Consider the following 20,407-nt stretch of genomic DNA (forward strand, 5'->3'; position numbering starts at 1 on the left):
AAAGGTAAACAAAAAAATATTATATAACAAGTAACTTAAATTCACTGATATAACAATTTCAATTGATTAATTTTCTGATAAATAAATTAATATCATTTATCTTTAGTAAAGTGAATAATATAAAAATGCCATCAATAAAGATGGCATGGGAAAATTTTGCTAATAAAAATCCGCTAATTTAATAATAATAAACAAGATAAATCATCACCAAAATTAAGTTTATCAATTAATTCATCCAGCTGCTGGCGTAAATTATTGGAGTGTTGAGTAACGGTCGAATAATGACAAAACATTAATTGAATACTTTCCATCGATACCTCAATATCATAAGCTGATTGAACCGACAGTAATGTTTTGATATAAAAATAATCAGTAAAACAATAATAAAGTGATCGTAAACTCTGCTTCAAATTATATAAGCCAAATTTTTCGTCATATATTCGATAAAGAAAATAGTTTTTCAGTACCTGCGGTTCAGCTAGACAACTGGTTGATAAGACCTTTTGCCATTCATCATCCAATTTTTTCCAATTAGCTAGCATATCCTCATTGAGTGATTCTGACTCTAAACCAAAAAAGTGCATGGTATTGGTAAAAGCCGGTAATAAATAATGTTTAGAGCGATCTGTAGTAGTAAAAAAACGTAGCATAATGAGTAATAAAGAAAACTTTAATTGATGCCTGGCTGTAGATGTTACTTGTTTTCTTTGTTGATATATTTCACCGTTAGTTAATTTTTCCACTAACGACATAAATATATTTTCTACTTGGCTATAATTGGCCTCTACTTGATAATCAATTGATTGTAAAAAAACCATAAATTGAGCAAGTGCATAGAGATTATCCTCAATAAATGGGCTATCTGCCATAATCAAATGACGACAAAATAGTTGTATAACCTGATGTTCTTGCGTGACGGCTATACTCTGATCAATCACGCGTTTTTCAGTAATTTTAACATTTTCAATCACTGTGTTTTCTTCATATTTCATCGAATCTGGTTGAAATAACACTAAACGAACCACTTCAGGGCAAGAAAAACTTAAGGAATGTTGCGTATAGCCATCCAGTTGGGTTTTTGATCGTGGATAAGTCTGGCAAGTATGACTTAATGCGCTAGGGCCTAATGTTTTATAAATCCCACACAATTTATCATGCCCAAAAAAGGGACAATTTCCTTCTTCATTCATTGAGATATAAGAATAATTGTTAGTACCACTACTATTAGGATATTTAATTAGATGTTTATCTGTGATCTCTTTGATTTCAATTTGGTGCACGGTTTTATATTTTTTATGCGTCTTTTTATCAACATTAATCGTCCAGCCACGGCAACAATGAGATAGACACTGATCACCAATGCATTTAAATTTTTTATAAAAAAGTGGGATAATTTCTCTATGTTGTTTCATTACAAATAGACTCTATTAAGCTAATATTGACACGCAAATTACCACTTAATAGCGCCTATCAATGGTACTATTATCGAATATAAACCATTTTTTTAACTTAATTGAGGTATTTCTAATTTATATAGCAGGCAAAATAGTTAACGCCATAACCACTGCATCTTCCCGTTTTTTTGCCGCTGGATAATAATTTTTTCTTATTGTGACAATATGAAAACCCAATTTTTCATATAGGTGAATTGCCACATAATTTGATTGCCTGACTTCCAACCACAAAGTTTGAATATTTTTAGTTGCCAAACGATCGATCAAATAGCTTAATAAATACTTACCACAACCTTGACCTTGATAATCAGGATGAATAGCAATATTAAATAGTGTTGCTTCATCAAGTAGATATTGTGTGATGGCGAAACCAATTAGTCGATTTTCCGCACTGATTTTTAAATTAATATATTGCTTTCCTTGATTACTGTAAAAAACTTTTTCACTCCAGGGAAAAGCATGACTCATTTTTTCAATCGCAAAAGCAGAGGTTAAATCAATTTGTTCTAAATTCGAAATTATTTTCATACTGGCATATTTGCGCCCATAAAGCGCGTTTTGACTGAGGATTAAAATAAATCTCTTCCAAAGGTAAAGTATGGATGACCCATTTTTTTGAACTAACAGCTAATTGCTTGCCTAGGATCCAACAAGGCCAATAAACTTCTTTCGGTAACAGTGATACCTCTTTCGTTAATAGACAACATACCTGACAACTGTCTATCTGCATCGCTCGTAAAATATCTTTGACCAAAAGGTTGTCTAAATCAATGCGCTCATTAGCGATGATAACTAATTGGGTAGAATCAGGAATAGACACGGCATGTTCACCACGCAATACCGTAGGATTGCGTAATGTCCATTGCACAATTCCCATATGTTTCAGTAATTGATCTCTAACCGTCATCGAACTACTCCCCGACACAATATAGCTTGCACCTTATCAAACAGAGCTAGATAAATCAAAATAATAACATTGCAAGACACAGTAATATAAGCACAATTACTGTTCCTCGCTAGTGGTAATTTATTTGCTAAATTTAGACCGTAATTAAATAGGGAGAATGTACAACTTATTAAATTATTAAGGAACAACATGATCACCAAATATTAGACAACAAGTAACCATTGGATTGAAATTCAATAATAGTGATACAATCGTAATAACAAGTTCATATCGCACAAATTTATCAAAATTACCGATTTTATGAGCGATCTTTTTTTGCGCCACGCGGCAAATTTTTTCCTTTTATAGTTGATAAAAGGAAACTTAATCTACTATAGGAGCCAACATTTATGTCTTCACTGACGCCCGCTAGTGAAGTGATTTTACGCCATGATGAATATTTTATTGGCCGTCGTATTTTAATCGCTGGTAACTTACAAGATAATATTAGCTCAGAAATTAACGCTGAAATTTTACATATTTTAACCAATCAATATCACTACTGGTTATCATTTAACAAAGCACTAGGCGAAAATGCCCATTATGACTTAACATTAGAAAAAACAGTGGCAGCACAATGTAATATTCTGATCTACTTTTGGCCCAAAAACAAACAAGAAGCCAATTTTCAACTCCATAATATATGTTCAGTTCTACCGATAGGTAGTGAAATTTTTATTGTTGGTGAAAATCGCAGTGGTGTAAATAGCGTCGATAAAATTCTAAAAGAAATAGGTTGTGTACGCAAAATTGATGCAGCGCGGCGCTGTAGCCTCTATTATTGCCAGCTAGAAAAGCAACCCCAATTTCATTTAGCCGATTGGTGGAATAGTTATAAGGTCGCTGATATTACTATCAAAACCCTGCCTGGTGTATTTAGTCAACAAGCGCTGGATGCAGGTAGTCAACTACTTCTCTCTACATTCCAAACACCAATAAAAGGTAAGTTATTGGATATGGCATCAGGTTGTGGTGTGTTAAGCACGGTTATTGGCAAAAAAAACCCTAACATAAAATTAACGCTCTGTGATACTCATGCCGCAGCGATAAGATCATCTATTGAAACATTAAAAATAAATGGCTTAACTGGGCATATCTTACCAAGTGATATCTACTCGACGATTGAAGATAGTTACGACTGGATAATTTGTAACCCACCGTTCCATGATGGATTAAAAACAGATTATACTGCTGCTGAAACCATTATCAAACAGGCACCAAATTATCTAAAACCAGGGGGAAAATTTAGAATGGTTGCCAATGCCTTCTTACCTTACCCAGATTGGTTAGATAAAGCTTTTGGTCGCCATGAAATACTTGCCCAAACAGGTAAATTTAAAATTTATCAAGCCAGTAAATTTCGTTAAATCTAATACAATGAATTTTTAGCAAAATAATTAACTATCGGAATAATATTGCTATCAGTTTCGTTTTAAGTGAATGAGAGATGGGAATGGAAGTAGGTAGCAATATTTAACGACAACATTATATAGCATAAGTAAATAATTCAGTTAAGATGACAAAATACAATAAAGATAACGGTTTAAATTATCCCTAGCTCATTGGCTTCCAATTATTAATTATATATTTTTGTCACTTTCCTGATTAATTTGTTCGGCTCGGCTTTCACTTATGCCGTCTAATACATGATAAGCAATCGCACAAAAAAGCGAATTCAATCTTTTCATATCACCAAGTAAACTAACATGTAAGTTACTAGTATCTAGACTTTGCATATTTCGTTTATGTAGGCGCTCAACATGTGCATAAGCATAACGTTGATTTAATAACCGAAATCGATGTTTAGCTCTTCGCAATCGACGCGCATTATCTATGTCCCCAGATACAAATACCGACATCGCTAAACTCAAATTATTCTGTAATCGTTCCATTAGCGTATTTAGCTCTTTAGTACCTTCAGGTGAGAAAAAATATTGCTTGCCAAATATTTTTTTGACCACTTCAGTTGCCATACGATTAATGATGGTGGCTGATTGCTGTAAATTCAAAGCGGTATCAATAATTTCTGCCCAGCGCCGAGAATCGGCGTCCCCTAATTCATTTTGCTGAATTTGAGCCAAATAGAGTTTAATACTACTATGTAGCATATCGATCTCTTCTTCCAGGTGAGCAATATAACGCCTCTGTATTTTATTACCATTTAGAACTTCAGCCAAACGTTGAACGTAGCACGCTACGCGTGAGCGGCGCAGCGGTGCTGCTTCGGGGATGTTAATGAGTTGAGTACTGTTTTATACTCTGCAGTAGGTTAATTTTTTTCAGGGATTCATCTCGATGGCTCGCAATAAATCTCCCAGAAAGCGTAAACCGGTTAAATCAGGCAGGCTGCCCGTCACTTCACGTGCCACAGCGCCTGTTTATCCGAAACGTTTTATGATCTCTCTCCCACCCGAAAATGATGATGACAGACCGCCTGAATTTTTTTATGACACCCTAAAAGAAGCCATACGCCACTGCGTCCGACTCGGCCCCCAATTTTTTCTCGACACGCAGTATTACCCGCCGCTAGTCACGATTATCAGGGTTTTGAACAACGCCAAGACCAAGCCGATGACGCTGGATACGACTACACTGAGGGGGGGAATAACTGAAAGTCTGCCTGCCGATGAATTCATCACCTATACGGAGCTAGGAATAATCCCTGTTTCCTTTGAACCCTGGGATAAACACACCGATAACTGGGCTGACGAATCTGACAATTTCTGTTTCTTTGGCAAGATACCCATAAGGTAATTGAGTCAGATGTATATCCCTCGTCCTGCTAAACTACTTTTCACCATTGATGACGGTTGGAATAAATTCCTCGAAAAATACGGCGATAGCGTTAGTTCGTGGACGAGTTTATCTGTGGAGCGCATGCTTGCCTGCGGCACTTGTGCCATGGGTGTCCGGCGCTATTGTTGCGCTTCGTCTGATTGTTCTCACAGCCGTTTTTTCTGCCAAAGCTGTAAGTCAAAAGCCTGCAGTTCATGTGGCTTTAAAGCCACCGAGCAGTGGTTAGCACAGCAGGTTCATATTTTACCCGACTGCGACTGGCAACACATTACTTTCACCATGCCACATCTCCTTTGGCCTTTTTTTAACAATAACTGGCCGCTACTTAATGCTCTGTTTCGGGCAGCCACTCGAGCTATGCTGCAGTTGGCTCGCAAACAGGGTATCGAAATTGGTATTTTCTGTGCCTTGCATACTTATGGCCGGCAACTCAATCAACATCCGCATGTTCATGTTTCCGTCACTCGAGGGGGTTTGGATAGTAAACATAGTGTATGGCGAAAGCTGTTTTTCAAAAAAAAGGATGTCGAAGAAATCTGGCGAGGGGCTGTTATCCGACTACTGCGTCACAGTTATGATTTAATTAACCCTGGCCTTCTTCCCGGTCTTGGCCATATCCGTGACAAAAAACATTGGCGGCGTTACTTGAGGGCGCAGTACGGACGTTATTGGAAAGTGCACTTTGCTAAAAAAACGAAAGGGGCATGGCATAGTGTTAAGTACCTCGGTCGCTACCTTAAACGCCCACCGGTATCTGCGTCAAAACTGCGGCATTACCGAGGGGGTGCCGTTGTTCATCACTACCATGACCACCGAACTGGCCAGCATCGGCAGCAGACTCTGCCGCAGGAAGAGATGATTAGACGCTATATAAGCCATATTCCGGCCAGGCATTTTAAAATGGTGCGTTACTCTGGTTTTTTGTCGAATCGTAAACGGGGAAAACTATTGCCGAAAGTGTATAAGGCACTTGAGATGACGGCACGTAAAAAACCGGAGAACCCAGGTTTTTCTGTGCTGATGAAAGGATTTCTGCGTACCGATCCGTACAAATGTATTCTGTGTGGCGACAGGCTGCTTTTCACCGGGGCGCAAATGGGTAAAAAAGCAACGGAATTGTTGTCAGAAAGACTGCATAACCTGGAGAAAAAGCGATGGTTACGCAGCTAAACGCAGGATCAATGTGTCTAAAATAAGGAAATCAGGTTAGAAATTACACTCTCTGAGGAAATGTTAACTGGCACTAAACACAATAAATCGATCCCCATCTCCTTTTTGCAATAAGGGATGGCTTTTGCTACTCACTTTAAAAGCGATTCAATTTCCTAACCATGAACCATTTGCTCAACGATATCTCCCATGCGCAGTGTTTCTCTTACCGCATTAGCAATGGCTAATGAAGGTGTTTCCAACGCTGCTTTGTCCAAATAACGGGGGGAAAAAATCTCAACCTCTACAGACGAAATGGGGATAAGACGTTGACATAAACCCGACATCAATTTGACAAATGGCAACATCATTAAGCAGCGCAGTAAATTATAAAACACATGAAAATAGATCACGATTTCAGACGGATTAAAATTATAATTATCTATCCAATCGGCTAACTGTTTAATCCAGGGTAAAACCACTATTGCGCCAATGAGTTTGAATAACAAACTGCCTAAAGCTACCTGCCGTGCTGATCCGCTTTGCCGACTACTGCCAATCATAGCTAATAAACCACTACCGATATTTGAACCAATAACAATCGATAGGCTAATATAAAGCGGAACGAGTCCTGCCATACTTAACGTTGCTGTTAACAAAACCGCCGCCAAACTAGAATAGGTGAGCATAGAAAATACAGCACCGACGAATACTGCTAAGATAATATCACCTTGTAATGAAGTAAAAATTGCTTGGATAGCGGATGCATGAGTAATCAGCGTTGCTGAACTAACAATAAGCTGTAAAGCTAATAAAATGAGTCCTAGGCCTATCGCAGCTCGCCCTAATTGACCAACCCGATTTTTTTTCTCGCTAAGAAAAGTAATCACACCAAACAAAATCAATAGGGGTGATAACCATGCCAAATCAAAAGTTAACACCCGAGCCATCATTGCGGTACCGACGTCTGCACCCAACATAATAACCATAGCTGGTGTGATAGAAATTAAACCTTGTGTTACAAATGAAGTAACCAATAGTGCCGTCGCATTACTACTTTGAACTAAAGCAGTAACAGCAATACCCGCTAAAAATGCGCGCGATTTTTTACCGATACTTTGGCCTAATATTCGGCGTAGATCGGTACCGAAAACCCGCATAACACCAGTTCGGACAATATACGTGCCCCACACCAATAAAGCCACAGATGATAATAATTCAAGTAATGTTAACATTAATTATCCATGCTATTTTTCTATAACTCATTATATTAATATTGCCTCTTCTATATTAGCATTTACCACCATTTTATCGCTTTATTTAAATTATTTACTAGAAAATGTTATTTTTTATTTTAAAAAAAATAATATCAATTTTCTTTTAACGCGAATACAAAAAATTACCACTGCTTGTTTAAACAAACAGTGGCAAACATTATCCATTACTTGGGAAATTTATTTAATATCCATAGAATATTTCATTATAAAGAAAAAAACAATTTGATCTATTAAACCCATCACATTTGTCGAGTAAGAACTGTAAACGCTGGTATAGTTTAATTACAATATCACTCGCTTATTTCTCAATATAATAATGAGTCTAGTGCTATTTTCTCATTAGCAAAATTTTTTTTTAACTATCATTACGATTGATATTTAAGCAACGATTTTAGTTTTAAATAACGCCGACTCAGTCGCCATTTTAATTTTAAAGTTGTCGCATTTTGCCAAGTAATTTGCCAGTATCCCTCGTCAAAAAAACGCTTAACCATCTCATATTTAATTTTTGGTGATTCAATTGCTTGAATAGACAATACAACACCAAAGCCTTCCTTTCCTATCTGCCACCAACAAGCGGGAGTTTGATTTACCGCATTAGGATATTTTTTATAAATATCCATTAACATATCAATAATTTTTAAATAAGTATTAACCTTACGCACGCGTAAAGCATCGCCACATAATGAATGAGAAACTGATTTATTATGAATAAAATAATCATAATAAGATTCATTAATAAACTGCACGCGTTTTGCATTAAGCAATATTTCTGTTGTCCAAGGAATATCTTGATGATGTAGTTGCGGTTCAAACTGATACTGATGTTCACGAATAAAACTTAACTTATAAATATTAAGCCAAGTAACGTGTAAAAACTTACCTGAACTTAAACCTTTTTGTAACCATTCAGTTCCTAAAATTATGTCAGTCGATGGAACCTTTTTTAAAGGAAAAATTAATTTAGAGGGTGAGCCATCCATATAAACATAAGTACCATTACACATAGCAACATCCAAATTACCCAACTTTGCCAACGTTAATAAACGGTTATACATCCCTTGTCAACGATCACCGAAAACTGATCCACTTTTTATCTAAATCCGATCAATCAAAATTGATCCACTGTTTTACTCAGTTATTGCTCCTGAGCGCCGCTTATCTTTCAATCGGTAGCTTTCACCGCTTAATTGCAGTACATGCGAATGATGAAGTAAACGATCAAGCATAGCGGCAGTTAATGTTGCGTCATCAGCAAAAGCACTTGGCCATTGCCCAAATGATAGGTTACTCGTCAATATGACACTGCCATGCTCATAACGCTTGGCAATCACATTGAAAAACAGGTTTGCTTCTTCTCGCCCAAACGGCAGGTATCCAATCTCATCGATAATCAACAACTTCGGGGCCATCACCGAACGTGATAGATATTGTTTGAGCTTATTTTGTCGTTTGGCAGTTGAGAGTTGCAACATCAGTTCAGCTGCCGTGGTAAAGCGGGTTTTCTTCTTGGCCTGTACTGCTTTTAATCCTAACCCAATAGCTAAATGCGTTTTGCCTACACCGCTTGGGCCAAGCAACACGACATTTTCATTACGTTCAATAAACGTTAATGCGCTTAATTCCTGTATGTGTTGTTTGGGGATCCCCGTTGCAAACTTAAAATCGAACGTATTAAGTTCTTTATGTGCTGGGAATCCTGCCATCCGACTCAAAAGATTACGAGTTCGTTCATCTCGTTGTTGTTGCTCACATTTTAACAGGGACAGTAAAAACTCTCCGTAGCTTTTGTCTTGGGCAATGCATTTTTCGGCAAGTGATGACCAATGAGTCGGAATAGAATTTAATTTCAATGACTCACACAGGTGTTCAATTTGTTCATGCAATAACATGTTCACCTCCCAGTAATGCTTCGTATACGCTGATTGAGTGTTGCAAACTGACAGATTCAAGGGGCGGTACGATAGGGGATATTAAGCGTATTAGTCTGTGGGATAGATTGGCAAACCCTTGCTGGTAAGGGTAGAAGAGACTTAACTTCCTTAGCTAATCTATCTGCTGGCTTCTCTAACGTTGTTCCATGAATTCGCTGATGGGCAACGCGTTGTAACCATGGACCCACTTTTGCATTAGCTATTTCAATATCCAGTTCAAGATTATGAGCACGAAGGTCGGTGTTTAATGGCACGATAAAGCTGTTTTTTAAATAGTGGTTAAAGCGCTCTACTTTCCCTTTCGTTTTTTGCCCTGTAGGGCTTGCAAGCCTTCAATTTAAACCCGTAATCTTTCGACATTTGAAGCATTTCGACATGTACTTTGTGATCACCTTCTGCATAAGCATCCCGTTCGATGATGAGGGATTTTGCGTTATCACACAATACTTCCTGTGGTACACCACCAAAGTAGTCGAAAGCTTCTCTTAAACCTTGCTGCCACGATTCTGCTCGTTCATTATCAAAGAACTTTACATAACTCGCACGCGAATAGCCTAGCGTTGCAACAAACGCTTTCAGCGATTTTTTACCTCGCCGGATGCTGGTGAAGTCGATTTGCATTTGTTGACCTGGCTGTGTTTCAAAACGGACGACTACTTCGGGAACAATGCTTGGTTTAAATTGACAAACAAATCGGCGTAATTGAGCAATACCACCTTGATAGCCGTTTTCAACTACCTCATCAAATAAGACTGTTGCAGGGATCCAATCAGGTTTAGCCAGTTCAATTCGCTGAAGCAAATAAGGTTTAAAGGGGGATAATTTAGTCGGTTGTTGACTTCTTTTAGCATAAGTTGGCATTGTCTGTTGTTGTAAATGATGTTTTACGGTGTTACGGGATATACCCAACTCACTGGCAATTTTTCGAAGGCTTTGTCCTTGTGCAAAGCGAACATGAATATCCACAAATATCTCCTTGGTTAACATAAATTATCCGTACAAAAATGTGCGAATAATACCAAGTGGATCAGTTTTAGATGATCGTTAGTGGATCAGTTTTGCATGATCGGTGACACCCTAAATGAATGATATCGTCAATATCAGGAAAAGTTATATATTTACCTGTCGCCATATTCATTCCTACATTTCGCGCGACAGATACCCCGAGATTTTGCTGATGTAAAATTTTAGTATTTGGGAAGCGCTCTCTACATTCCTCTAATAATAAAGCGCTATTATCCGTTGAACCATCATTGACTAAAATAAGCTCCCAATTTTCTAGTTTTTGTTGCTCAAGGCAATTAAAAAATTTTGGTAAGAATGGTTCGCCATTAAATACAGCAACAACAATACTTAGCATCGGTTCAGCTAACATATGTTTACCTTAATCACTATCCTTTTATTACGGTTATTTAATTTTATATCAAATATTCAATAGATAAATGTTTAGGCACTCAATTTTGTAAAAAAAATAGAATAATAATATTACTAATATCAAATAAATATACCATAAGATAATTTTAATAATTAATTATCTATTAATGTAAATATTAAAGTTAATATAAATTATGATTATCAGAATATATATCAAAACTCAATTCATATATATTAATTATATAATCTATTAGTGTAGATATACAGGGAATAGATAAGCGTTATAAAATCAAACAATAAAACGTCAAAAAGCCACCCTTAGGTGGCTTTCTTAACATAATTAAAGTCTGGCAGCTCCCTACTCTCACATGGGGAGACCCCACACTACCATCGGCGCTACGGCATTTCACTTCTGAGTTCGGCATGGGGTCAGGTGGGACCACCGCGCTATTGCCGCCAGACAAATTCTTTTTTACCTATCCCGTTTCAGTACGCTGCCATCTCGGCTAGCCTTTCGGCTCACTCGCCTACCTCAGTAGGTGCTCACCATCAACAGCGCCAGTTCACGCTCCTTCGCGTAATATCTCGTCAGGATAGACTCTTGAACAAGCTAAAATTCTTCTCTCTTCTCAAAACACCTTCGGTGTTGTCAGGTTAAGCCTCTCGGGTCATTAGTACTGGTTAGCTCAACGTATCGCTACGCTTACACACCCAGCCTATCTACGTCCTCGTCTCGAACACCCCTTATAGGACATTACTGTCAGGGAAGACTCATCTTGAGGCAAGTTTCCCGCTTAGATGCTTTCAGCGGTTATCTCTTCCGCACTTAGCTACCAGGCGATGCCATTGGCATGACAACCTGTACACCAGTGGTGCGTCCACTCCGGTCCTCTCGTACTAGGAGCAGCCCCCCTCAATCTTCCTTCGCCCACGACAGATAGGGACCGAACTGTCTCACGACGTTCTAAACCCAGCTCGCGTACCACTTTAAATGGCGAACAGCCATACCCTTGGGACCTACTTCAGCCCCAGGATGTGATGAGCCGACATCGAGGTGCCAAACACCGCCGTCGATATGAACTCTTGGGCGGTATCAGCCTGTTATCCCCGGAGTACCTTTTATCCGTTGAGCGATGGCCCTTCCATTCAGAACCACCGGATCACTAAGACCTACTTTCGTACCTGCTCGCGCCGTCACGCTCGCAGTCAAGCTGGCTTATGCCTTTGCACTAACCTCACGATGTCCGACCGTGATTAGCCAACCTTCGTGCTCCTCCGTTACACTTTGGGAGGAGACCGCCCCAGTCAAACTACCCACCAGACACTGTCCTCAGCCCGGATAACGGACCTAAGTTAGAACATCAAACATTAAAGGGTGGTATTTCAACGTTGGCTCCATGCGAACTGGCGTCCACACTTCTTAGCCTCCCACCTATCCTACACATCAAGGCTCAATGTTCAGTGTCAAGCTATAGTAAAGGTTCACGGGGTCTTTCCGTCTTGCCGCGGGTACACTGCATCTTCACAGCGAGTTCAATTTCACTGAGTCTCGGGTGGAGACAGCCTAGCCATCATTACGCCATTCGTGCAGGTCGGAACTTACCCGACAAGGAATTTCGCTACCTTAGGACCGTTATAGTTACGGCCGCCGTTTACTGGGGCTTCGATCAAGAGCTTCGCCTTACGGCTTACCCCATCAATTAACCTTCCAGCACCGGGCAGGCGTCACACCGTATACGTCCACTTTCGTGTTTGCACAGTGCTGTGTTTTTAATAAACAGTTGCAGCCAGCTGGTATCTGCGACTGGCTTCAGCTCCATGGGTTAACCATTTCACCTAACGCCAGCGTGCCTTCTCCCGAAGTTACGGCACCATTTTGCCTAGTTCCTTCACCCGAGTTCTCTCAAGCGCCTGAGTATTCTCTACCTAACCACCTGTGTCGGTTTGGGGTACGATTAAGGATTACCTATCGCTTAGCGGCTTTTCCTGGAAGCTGGGCATCAACTACTTCACCACCTTGGTGGCTCGTCATCACGCCTCAGTGTTATAGTCGTACGGATTTGCCTGCACGACCCACCTACACGCTTAAACCGGGACAACCGTCGCCCGGATAGCCTAGCCTTCTCCGTCCCCACTTCGCAGTAACCCTTAGTACGGGAATATTAACCCGTTTCCCATCGACTACGCTTTTCAGCCTCGCCTTAGGGGTCGACTTACCCTGCCCCGATTAACGTTGGACAGGAACCCTTGGTCTTTCGGCGAGCGGGTTTTTCACCCGCTTTATCGTTACTTATGTCAGCATTCGCACTTCTGATACCTCCAGCAGACCTCTCAGTCCACCTTCAACGGCTTACAGAACGCTCCCCTACCCAACAACATTGCTGTTGCTGCCGCAGCTTCGGTGCATGGTTTAGCCCCGTTACATCTTCCGCGCAGGCCGACTCGACCAGTGAGCTATTACGCTTTCTTTAAATGATGGCTGCTTCTAAGCCAACATCCTGGCTGTCTAAGCCTTCCCACTTCGTTTCCCACTTAACCATGACTTGGGGACCTTAGCTGGCGGTCTGGGTTGTTTCCCTCTTCACGACGGACGTTAGCACCCGCCGTGTGTCTCCCGTGATGACATTCTTCGGTATTCGGAGTTTGCATCGGGTTGGTAAGTCGGGATGACCCCCTAGCCGAAACAGTGCTCTACCCCCGAAGATGAATTCACGAGGCGCTACCTAAATAGCTTTCGGGGAGAACCAGCTATCTCCCGGTTTGATTGGCCTTTCACCCCCAGCCACAAGTCATCCGCTAATTTTTCAACATTAGTCGGTTCGGTCCTCCAGTTAGTGTTACCCAACCTTCAACCTGCCCATGGCTAGATCACCGGGTTTCGGGTCTATACCCTGCAACTTGACGCCCAGTTAAGACTCGGTTTCCCTACGGCTCCCCTATACGGTTAACCTTGCTACAGAATATAAGTCGCTGACCCATTATACAAAAGGTACGCAGTCACCCCATCCTCAAATGTCCCGCTTGTCTTTGCGGCCAATCTTGCCCGCTTTTTTAACTTCCGCTGCTCGTGTACTTCTAGCTACACTGCGCTGCGGCTTGAAAAAACCGAACAACCTTGTTGGCAAAGCCTGCGCTGTTATTGTGATGGTATACCATCACCCAACTGCCGAGGCACTTGAGTGATGGGGCTCCCACTGCTTGTACGTACACGGTTTCAGGTTCTCTTTCACTCCCCTCGCCGGGGTTCTTTTCGCCTTTCCCTCACGGTACTGGTTCACTATCGGTCAGTCAGGAGTATTTAGCCTTGGAGGATGGTCCCCCCTTATTCAGACAGGATAACACGTGTCCCGCCCTACTCTTCGAGCTCACGATACTAACACCTTCGGATACGGGGCTATCACCCTTTATGGCTGGCCTTTCCAGACCCTTCTCCTGATGCTAATATCGATGCTGACTCTGGGCTACTCCCCGTTCGCTCGCCGCTACTAGGGGAATCTCGGTTGATTTCTTTTCCTCGGGGTACTGAGATGTTTCAGTTCCCCCGGTTCGCCTCGTTTGACTATGAATTCATCAAACGATAGTGCATTAATGCACTGGGTTTTCCCATTCGGACATCGCCGGCTATAACGCTTCATATCAGCTTACCGACGCTTTTCGCAGATTAGCACGTCCTTCATCGCCTCTGACTGCCTAGGCATCCACCGTGTACGCTTCATTCGCTTAACCTCACAACCCGAAGGTGTCTTTATTTCACTGTCGTTCTGATAGGTTATGGCTGCGCGTGCAGCAATTCTTTGTTGGGCAGTGCTCACCATGCTCACGTACTTTTTGTACGCTGCGCTGACTGCGCGCTGGCCGCCTCGAATTCCTGACTGCTCGCTCATAACGCCTGCCTTCCTGACAGCGAATACACTTCGCGTTGGAGTTTTGAGAGTTCTCCACATTATTTTTCTCAATAATGTGTGTTTCAATTTTTAGCTTGTTCCAGATTGTTAAAGAGCATTATTATTCGCAGCATACTGTTGCCAGCCTGCTCTGAATAACCTTTTATCTATTTTTTATCTTGCAATATGGTGGAGCTAAGCGGGATCGAACCGCTGACCTCCTGCGTGCAAAGCAGGCGCTCTCCCAGCTGAGCTATAGCCCCATTAAGATATCGTATCATTACTCCTTCCCGCTAACTTCGCCTGTCAGCAAGCAATGTTGGTAGGCCTGAGTGGACTTGAACCACCGACCTCACCCTTATCAGGGGTGCGCTCTAACCACCTGAGCTACAAGCCTAATGATACCTTCAGCTCAATCTTCATCAGACAATCTGTGTGAACACTCACATTCCATCTATCTCGGTAAGGAGGTGATCCAACCGCAGGTTCCCCTACGGTTACCTTGTTACGACTTCACCCCAGTCATGAATCACAAAGTGGTAAGCGCCATCCCGAAGGTTAAGCTACCTACTTCTTTTGCAACCCACTCCCATGGTGTGACGGGCGGTGTGTACAAGGCCCGGGAACGTATTCACCGCGACATGCTGATCCGCGATTACTAGCGATTCCGACTTCATGGAGTCGAGTTGCAGACTCCAATCCGGACTTCGACGTACTTTCTGAGTTCCGCTTCCCCTCGCAGGCTCGCCTCTCTCTGTATACGCCATTGTAGCACGTGTGTAGCCCTACTCGTAAGGGCCATGATGACTTGACGTCATCCCCACCTTCCTCCGGTTTATCACCGGCAGTCTCCTTTGAGTTCCCGACCGTATCGCTGGCAACAAAGGATAAGGGTTGCGCTCGTTGCGGGACTTAACCCAACATTTCACAACACGAGCTGACGACAGCCATGCAGCACCTGTCTCAAAGTTCCCGAAGGCACGCCTCTATCTCTAAAAGCTTCTCTGGATGTCAAGAGTAGGTAAGGTTCTTCGCGTTGCATCGAATTAAACCACATGCTCCACCGCTTGTGCGGGCCCCCGTCAATTCATTTGAGTTTTAACCTTGCGGCCGTACTCCCCAGGCGGTCGATTTAACGCGTTAGCTCCGGAGGCCACAGTTCTTGACCACAACCTCCAAATCGACATCGTTTACAGCGTGGACTACCAGGGTATCTAATCCTGTTTGCTCCCCACGCTTTCGCACATGAGCGTCAGTCTTTGTCCAGGGGGCCGCCTTCGCCACCGGTATTCCTCCACATCTCTACGCATTTCACCGCTACACATGGAATTCTACCCCCCTCTACAAGACTCTAGCTAACCAGTCTTGAATGCCATTCCCAGGTTAAGCCCGGGGATTTCACATCCAACTTAATTAACCGCCTGCGTGCCCTTTACGCCCAGTAATTCCGATTAACGCTCGCACCCTCCGTATTACCGCGGCTGCTGGCACGGAGTTAGCCGGTGCTTCTTCTGTCGCTAACGTCAATTGCTAAGCTTATTAACCTTAACACCTTCCTCACGACTGAAAGTACTTTACAACCCGAAGGCCTTCTTCATACACGCGGCATGGCTGCATCAGGCTTGCGCCCATTGTGCAATATTCCCCACTGCTGCCTCCCGTAGGAGTCTGGGCCGTGTCTCAGTCCCAGTGTGGCTGATCATCCTCTCAGACCAGCTAGAGATCGTCGCCTAGGTGAGCCTTTACCCCACCTACTAGCTAATCTCATATGGGTTCATCCGAAGGTGTGAGGCCAGAAGGTCCCCCACTTTGCTCCTTAGAGATTATGCGGTATTAGCCACCGTTTCCAGTGGTTATCCCCCGCCTTCGGCCAGATCCCCATACCTTACTCACCCGTCCGCCGCTCGCCGGCAAGAAAGCAAGCTTTCTCCCGCTGCCGCTCGACTTGCATGTGTTAGGCCTGCCGCCAGCGTTCAATCTGAGCCATGATCAAACTCTTCAATTAAAAGTTTGATGCTCAAAGAATGTTTTACTGGCCGTAACGCTTTTTTGCCACTTTGTTGGCCTTTTATTGCCTTCGCCGTTGGCTAAAATAACGTTACTGCTTATTAGTTCATATATGAATTAACTGTTTGTCACTCTTTAAGACTTAATCTTCAAATAGTTTTTGATGATGTCTTGCGAGTGCCCACACAGATTGTCTGATTAATTGTTAAAGAGCGTGCGACTGGAGTCGCGAGGTGGCGTATACTACGCTTTTCACCTGTAAAGTCAAGTAGTTATTTCTACTTTTCTTTTTTATTACTGATTAAAAATATAATTGTTTATTCTCGACCAGTGGGAGCGCATTATAGGCGGTTTTACGCCGCTGGCAACCGTTATTTAAAAAAAATTGTCTAATTGGTTTATATTTCGACAAATAGGCTTAAATAGAAATTTTTTCTAACTGATTGAAACCTTCATTCATCAATACAGGGATAAGCTTTTCAGCTTCAACATCCATTCTAGTGCAATAGGCGATATTTTTATTTTTTGTTAAAATCAGATCTGGATGATTATTGATTAACCAAACCGCTCGTCTAGCAATTGCTGCGCCAGAATCAATGAGTCTGGTTCCGTCAAACAACACTTCTTTTAGTTCTGCCGATAATAATGGGAAATGTGTACAACCGAGCACAATGGTGTCAGGGGGTTCTTTCATTTTTAACCACGGTTTTACAATGCGCACTAATGTTTCTGTTGAGATTATTTGGCCATGAAGTTTTTTTTCTGCTAATTCGACTAATTCTGACGAAGCAATCATCTCAACTTTACAATCAACAGCAAATCGGTCGATAAGCTCTCTAGTATAGTTTCCACTAACAGTGGCCTTGGTTGCTAATAGTCCAATAATACCATTACGTGTTAATTTAGTTGCTGGTTTTATCGCGGGAACAACGCCTATAATTGGAAATTGAAAATGTGCTCTTAAAATAGGTAGACTGACCGTACTGGCAGTATTACAAGCAATAATTGCTATTGCCAATGCGTGTTTTTGTTGAATTTGATCGATGAAGCGAATAATACGTTCAATAATAAATTCGGCACTCTTCTCTCCATAAGGAAAAGCATCATTATCAAAAGCATAAATATAGTGTAGATCTGGCAATAATTGTCTGACTTCACGGTAAACAGATAAGCCACCAACACCAGAATCAAAAATTAGAATAGTTGGCCGAGCCGTTTTCAACTGAGCAGAGGTTACTTTTTTTATTTTATTTTTCATTCATTTCGTCACAATAATGAACAATATGCTGATAAGAGAATTGTTAGTAAAAATAGTCATGAGTAATTATACAGTAATATTAGATTGAATAAATCCATGTGCAGTTGTAATAACTGCCCGCTTGTTTTAAGACAATATTATAACTTATTTTTATTTTTGCATTATCGTCCAATATCGATGGCCTAAAATTTTACGACTCTTACTATCAATGTTGGAAAAATAAGCTTAGAAAAACTATTTTAACTACGATTCATAAATCGTGCATCAAAGCTAGACATCTCTTTCTCTTTCCCTACAATCACACGATAGAAAATTTTTTATAATATGAATCTGAATACATGCTAAATAATCTATCAATTACCCAATACAACTCGCAGTTAACTGAAAAAATCAAATATTTAAACAGTATTATGCTGCCTTATAATGCACCTAAGCCAGAAATTTTTCGTTCTGATTTTTCCTACTATAGAATGCGTGCTGAATTTCGCCTCTGGCATGAAGGGCAAGATTTATTTCATATAATGTTTGATCAAACGACTAAACAACGTATAAGAATTGATCAATTACCTATCGCTTGTAAATTAATTAATCAAATGATGGTTGCCTTAATTCCCCTAATTAAAAGTAAATCTGTTTTACGTTATAAACTCTTCCAAGTAGATTATTTATCAACATTAAGTAATAAGATTATTGTTTCGTTAATTTACCACAAAAAATTGAATGAGGAATGGATTGAGCAAGCTAAACAATTACGTATCGCTTTAATTAATCAAGGTTTTGATATACAGCTAATTGGACGCGCAGCAAAAACAAAAATTATATTAGAACAGGATCATATTGATGAGGTATTACCTATTGCTGGTAAGTCAATTATTTATCGCCAAATTGAAAATAGTTTTACCCAACCCAATGCCGGAATAAATATCAAAATGTTAGAATGGGCAATTGATTGCACTAAAAACGCAAAAGGAGATTTACTTGAGCTTTATTGTGGAAACGGTAATTTTTCTATCGCACTAGCGCAAAATTTTAATCGTATACTGGCAACCGAGATTGCCAAACCATCAGTAGCTGCTGCTCAATATAATATTGAAGCTAATAAAATTAATAATGTAAAAATTATTCGAATGTCAGCAGAAGATTTCACCCAAGCAATACAAGGTGAACGTCAGTTTAGACGCCTGGAAGGTGTTGATTTAATGAGTTATAAATGTAACACAATTTTGATTGATCCACCTCGTTGTGGTTTAGATGAAAAAACAGTTGCATTAGTACAAAAATATCCACGTATTCTTTATATATCCTGTAATCCCAATACACTTTGTCACAATCTAAATATACTTAATAAAACCCATAAAATTCATCGATTAGCATTATTTGATCAATTTCCTTATACCCACCATATTGAATGTGGAGTTTTACTTGAGAATAAAGATATTTAAATGAGAGAAAAACGCCATTAAAAATATGGCGTTTTATAAGTCATAACAGCAAAGAATCTATCTAGCGATGGCTAATATTATTTTACTGTTAGAATAAATATTAAATAATATTGATATAAATAATATTTTTCTAATACTTATAATATTAAAAGCCATTTAAAAAGCTAATATAGAAAATAATAATAAATAGTTGCAATTTGGGATTTACTGCAAAAAATTATTTATAATTTGATATTATGTTTTTCCTGTTCGCGACGATACCAATAATAGGCGCCTCTAGCGATCATTCTAAGTTGTAAAACTAACCGCTCTTCCAAAAGTTGTCTTTTTTCCTGATCAATATCTAATGCTTCAGCCCCCGCACTAAATACAATAGTAACCATGGCTTCTGCTTGTATTTCAGTAAAATACCGAGGCATGTTACTTTCTTGTTGCAAGTAATCGGCCAATTCAGCAATAAAATGCTGAATTTCTCTGGCAACTGCAGCACGAAACTCAGCAGATGTGCCTGAACGTTCACGCAGCAATAACCGAAAGGCATTCGGATTATTACCAATAAATTCCATAAAAGTAGCAACAGATGTTCGAATGACGCTACCACCTTTTGCAATACGCTGTCGAGCTTGACGCATTAATTGACGGAGCATAAGCCCGCTTTCATCAACCATGGTCAATCCTAATTCATCAACATCACGAAAATGTCGATAAAAAGAAGTGGGTGCAATACCTGCTTCTCGCGCAACTTCACGTAAGCTGAGACTAGTAAAGCTACGCTCAGCACTCAATTGACTAAAAGCCGCTTCTATCAGAGAACGACGCGTTTTTTCTTTCTGCTTTGCTCTAATGCCTGTAATATTACTCACAGTAATTAATATACCTCTTCGAT

The 20,407-nt window shown here is 40.6% G+C and carries 12 protein-coding genes, 2 tRNA genes, 3 rRNA genes and 3 pseudogenes; 4 read left to right on the top strand and 16 right to left on the bottom strand.

From position 1 onward, the window contains the following. Positions 1 to 173 precede the first annotated feature (173 nt). From fliB to ArsFIN_RS16610, 3 genes are all read right to left on the bottom strand, one after another. Complete coding sequence (fliB, locus tag ArsFIN_RS16600) at positions 174 to 1,412, bottom strand: flagellin lysine-N-methylase (RefSeq protein WP_026822498.1); 1,239 nt, start codon at positions 1,410 to 1,412, stop codon at positions 174 to 176. Positions 1,413 to 1,529: 117 nt separating this feature from the next. Further along, entirely contained in the window at positions 1,530 to 1,982 is a 453-nt protein-coding gene (rimI, locus tag ArsFIN_RS16605) for a ribosomal protein S18-alanine N-acetyltransferase (protein ID WP_026822499.1), read from the bottom strand. Beyond that, entirely contained in the window at positions 1,951 to 2,361 is a 411-nt protein-coding gene (locus ArsFIN_RS16610; protein WP_026822500.1) for a DNA polymerase III subunit psi, read from the bottom strand. Before ArsFIN_RS16610 ends, rimI begins: the two co-directional genes overlap by 32 nt. A gap of 389 nt (positions 2,362 to 2,750) precedes the next feature. On the opposite strand from ArsFIN_RS16610, the gene rsmC reads away from it, so the two are divergent. Further along, positions 2,751 to 3,767, top strand: a complete 1,017-nt coding sequence (gene rsmC / locus ArsFIN_RS16615) for a 16S rRNA (guanine(1207)-N(2))-methyltransferase RsmC (RefSeq protein WP_026822501.1) — start codon at positions 2,751 to 2,753, stop codon at positions 3,765 to 3,767. 213 nt (positions 3,768 to 3,980) lie between these two features. On the opposite strand, the pseudogene ArsFIN_RS16620 reads toward rsmC, so the two are convergent. After that, a pseudogene (locus ArsFIN_RS16620) lies at positions 3,981 to 4,580 on the bottom strand (Na/Pi cotransporter family protein); the annotation flags it as partial. A gap of 115 nt (positions 4,581 to 4,695) precedes the next feature. Here ArsFIN_RS16620 and ArsFIN_RS16625 point away from each other — a divergent pair. Next, a complete protein-coding gene (locus ArsFIN_RS16625) occupies positions 4,696 to 5,154 on the top strand; it encodes a hypothetical protein (protein ID WP_135678012.1) in 459 nt (152 codons plus the stop codon). A 9-nt stretch (positions 5,155 to 5,163) separates the two neighbouring features. Next, positions 5,164 to 6,366 (top strand): IS91 family transposase, encoded by a 1,203-nt coding sequence (locus ArsFIN_RS16630; RefSeq protein WP_135678014.1) that lies wholly within the window; start codon positions 5,164 to 5,166, stop codon positions 6,364 to 6,366. 164 nt (positions 6,367 to 6,530) lie between these two features. Here the strand turns inward: ArsFIN_RS16630 and ArsFIN_RS16635 are convergent. From ArsFIN_RS16635 to murI, 11 genes and pseudogenes are all read right to left on the bottom strand, one after another. Beyond that, positions 6,531 to 7,580, bottom strand: a pseudogene (locus tag ArsFIN_RS16635) (Na/Pi cotransporter family protein); the annotation flags it as partial. A 407-nt stretch (positions 7,581 to 7,987) separates the two neighbouring features. Beyond that, complete coding sequence (locus ArsFIN_RS16640) at positions 7,988 to 8,680, bottom strand: glycosyltransferase family protein (RefSeq protein WP_034250375.1); 693 nt, start codon at positions 8,678 to 8,680, stop codon at positions 7,988 to 7,990. Positions 8,681 to 8,752: 72 nt separating this feature from the next. Further along, a complete protein-coding gene (gene istB / locus ArsFIN_RS16645) occupies positions 8,753 to 9,514 on the bottom strand; it encodes an IS21-like element helper ATPase IstB (RefSeq protein ID WP_135677409.1) in 762 nt (253 codons plus the stop codon). Next, positions 9,501 to 10,543: pseudogene (gene istA, locus ArsFIN_RS16650) on the bottom strand (IS21 family transposase). The gene istB and the pseudogene istA overlap by 14 nt, the downstream one beginning before the upstream one ends. 46 nt (positions 10,544 to 10,589) lie before the next feature. Beyond that, positions 10,590 to 10,931: a glycosyltransferase gene (locus tag ArsFIN_RS16655; RefSeq protein ID WP_135678016.1), complete on the bottom strand. Its 342-nt coding sequence runs from the start codon at positions 10,929 to 10,931 to the stop codon at positions 10,590 to 10,592. Between the two features lie 344 nt (positions 10,932 to 11,275). Beyond that, positions 11,276 to 11,391: ribosomal RNA gene (gene rrf / locus ArsFIN_RS16660) — 5S ribosomal RNA — on the bottom strand. A gap of 189 nt (positions 11,392 to 11,580) precedes the next feature. Further along, positions 11,581 to 14,656, bottom strand: a 23S ribosomal RNA gene (locus ArsFIN_RS16665). A 345-nt stretch (positions 14,657 to 15,001) separates the two neighbouring features. After that, positions 15,002 to 15,077 (bottom strand) — tRNA-Ala (locus ArsFIN_RS16670). Between the two features lie 57 nt (positions 15,078 to 15,134). Continuing rightward, positions 15,135 to 15,211: transfer RNA gene (locus ArsFIN_RS16675), tRNA-Ile, on the bottom strand. Positions 15,212 to 15,277: 66 nt separating this feature from the next. After that, positions 15,278 to 16,819: ribosomal RNA gene (locus tag ArsFIN_RS16680) — 16S ribosomal RNA — on the bottom strand. The 16S, 23S and 5S rRNA genes sit together here with 2 tRNA genes alongside, the layout of an rRNA operon. Before the next feature lie 420 nt (positions 16,820 to 17,239). Next, on the bottom strand, positions 17,240 to 18,079 hold the full coding sequence (gene murI / locus ArsFIN_RS16685) for a glutamate racemase (protein ID WP_026823337.1): 840 nt from the start codon (positions 18,077 to 18,079) through the stop codon (positions 17,240 to 17,242). Between the two features lie 338 nt (positions 18,080 to 18,417). Here murI and trmA point away from each other — a divergent pair, with 338 nt between their 5' ends. Next, positions 18,418 to 19,521: a tRNA (uridine(54)-C5)-methyltransferase TrmA gene (trmA, locus tag ArsFIN_RS16690; RefSeq protein ID WP_026823338.1), complete on the top strand. Its 1,104-nt coding sequence runs from the start codon at positions 18,418 to 18,420 to the stop codon at positions 19,519 to 19,521. Positions 19,522 to 19,742: 221 nt separating this feature from the next. Here trmA and fabR read toward each other — a convergent pair whose 3' ends face one another. Then, positions 19,743 to 20,384 (bottom strand): HTH-type transcriptional repressor FabR, encoded by a 642-nt coding sequence (gene fabR, locus ArsFIN_RS16695; protein ID WP_026823339.1) that lies wholly within the window; start codon positions 20,382 to 20,384, stop codon positions 19,743 to 19,745. Between the last annotated feature and the right edge of the window lie 23 nt (positions 20,385 to 20,407).

The sequence above is a fragment of the Arsenophonus nasoniae genome (assembly GCF_004768525.1).
Lineage (GTDB): Bacteria > Pseudomonadota > Gammaproteobacteria > Enterobacterales > Enterobacteriaceae > Arsenophonus > Arsenophonus nasoniae.

Excerpts from the sequence above, each read along its gene's own strand:
- fliB (WP_026822498.1), bottom strand. The coding sequence starts at position 1,412 with ATGAAACAACATAGAGAAATTATCCCACTTTTTTATAAAAAATTTAAA.
- rimI (WP_026822499.1), bottom strand. The coding sequence starts at position 1,982 with ATGAAAATAATTTCGAATTTAGAACAAATTGATTTAACCTCTGCTTTT.
- ArsFIN_RS16610 (WP_026822500.1), bottom strand. The coding sequence starts at position 2,361 with ATGACGGTTAGAGATCAATTACTGAAACATATGGGAATTGTGCAATGG.
- rsmC (WP_026822501.1), top strand. The coding sequence starts at position 2,751 with ATGTCTTCACTGACGCCCGCTAGTGAAGTGATTTTACGCCATGATGAA.
- ArsFIN_RS16625 (WP_135678012.1), top strand. The coding sequence starts at position 4,696 with ATGGCTCGCAATAAATCTCCCAGAAAGCGTAAACCGGTTAAATCAGGC.
- ArsFIN_RS16630 (WP_135678014.1), top strand. The coding sequence starts at position 5,164 with ATGTATATCCCTCGTCCTGCTAAACTACTTTTCACCATTGATGACGGT.
- ArsFIN_RS16640 (WP_034250375.1), bottom strand. The coding sequence starts at position 8,680 with ATGTATAACCGTTTATTAACGTTGGCAAAGTTGGGTAATTTGGATGTT.
- istB (WP_135677409.1), bottom strand. The coding sequence starts at position 9,514 with ATGTTATTGCATGAACAAATTGAACACCTGTGTGAGTCATTGAAATTA.
- ArsFIN_RS16655 (WP_135678016.1), bottom strand. The coding sequence starts at position 10,931 with ATGTTAGCTGAACCGATGCTAAGTATTGTTGTTGCTGTATTTAATGGC.
- murI (WP_026823337.1), bottom strand. The coding sequence starts at position 18,079 with ATGAAAAATAAAATAAAAAAAGTAACCTCTGCTCAGTTGAAAACGGCT.
- trmA (WP_026823338.1), top strand. The coding sequence starts at position 18,418 with ATGCTAAATAATCTATCAATTACCCAATACAACTCGCAGTTAACTGAA.